Origin of the sequence: Testudinibacter crocodili (assembly GCF_006228025.1) — a bacterium.
Classification (GTDB): Bacteria; Pseudomonadota; Gammaproteobacteria; order Enterobacterales; family Pasteurellaceae; genus Chelonobacter.
Window position 1 is genome coordinate 1 of the sequence record NZ_VDHF01000172.1, and the last position, 1,182, is coordinate 1,182.

The window sequence follows — 1,182 nt, forward strand, 5'->3', positions numbered from 1 at the left end:
TCACCATTAAAGATGCCGTCGCTGCAGATCAACTGTTCACCACCCTGATGGGTGATGAAGTCGAACCACGCCGCGACTTTATCGAAAGCAATGCGTTACAGGCGAATTTGGATATTTAGTTTCATTACCAGTTTATTTGGCTAGCAGTAAAACTGTTAGCCAAAATTCTAGTAATGTCTTAGTCAGGTAATAATATGATCCCTAAAATTTATGTTATTAATTTAAAAACTTCTGTTGATCGTAAAGAACATATGGATCAACAATTTAAATTATTAGTAAAAAAACATCCTGAGTTAAAATTAAATATTGAATATTTCCCCGCTGTTCACGGTACAAAAGAACCAAACCATCCGTTATTTAAAAAATATAATGCTGAGAAGCATTTTACTCGTAAAGGTCGTCATTTATCTCTATCTGAACTAGGTTGCTTTGCTAGCCACTATCTAGTTTGGCAGCAGTGCCTAAATGATGGCATACCAATTATCGTATTAGAAGATGATGCAAACTTATTAGATAACTTTGTATATTTTTTACAGGAAGCCAATGACTTGGCTGAAAAATATCAGTTTCTCTGGCTTCATAAAAACCATCGTTCAAGTAAATATATCACTATTGCAAAAACACAACATTTTACTGTTGCAAAATATTTTCGTGAATTTATTTGTACTACAGGTTATTTAATAACACCTGAAACCGCTCAGAAGTTTATTAATTATTTTAATGAAATTATTTATCCTGTAGACGATCAAATGTCACGCTTCTACGAGAATAAAGTAGAAAATTTTTCAGTATATCCTCCCTGTATTATTGATGCTGAACTAGAATCAATTATCACTCAAGAAGGTAGATCAAAATCTGCATTAAATATTTTATCTAAGCTAAAAAGAGAATACTACTCCACAAAGGATAATATATGTCGTTTTATATATAATTTAAAATACAGAATTTAGTTTCGTCATTTATCTTTCTTATTATTTAATGTCTGACTCAAATATAAACTATATATACAACCTAAAAAAATAGTTTGTATATACTCTCCTGTTTTAAACATGAAAAAAGATTCAAATATATTAATAACAAAGTAGTATAAAATAAAAGCTGTTGTACCCCAAATAATATAATTTCTATATATGCTTTTCAGCATAAATACATTTTTAAAAACCATAAAGAAAATTCCTAGAA

At 29.5% G+C, this 1,182-nt stretch carries 2 protein-coding genes and 1 pseudogene; 2 read left to right on the plus strand and 1 reads right to left on the minus strand.

The features are described from left to right. Together FHQ23_RS12250 and FHQ23_RS12255 are read left to right on the plus strand one after the other, a co-directional pair. A pseudogene (locus FHQ23_RS12250) lies at positions 1-119 on the plus strand (DNA gyrase subunit B); the annotation flags it as partial. Positions 120-194: 75 nt separating this feature from the next. Beyond that, positions 195-950 (plus strand): glycosyltransferase family 25 protein, encoded by a 756-nt coding sequence (locus FHQ23_RS12255; RefSeq protein WP_139614566.1) that lies wholly within the window; start codon positions 195-197, stop codon positions 948-950. Between the two features lie 5 nt (positions 951-955). On the opposite strand, the gene FHQ23_RS12665 is transcribed toward FHQ23_RS12255, so the two are convergent. Then, positions 956-1,182, minus strand: a 227-nt coding sequence (locus FHQ23_RS12665; protein WP_267963724.1) for a hypothetical protein, incomplete at its 5' end; no start/stop codon positions are given.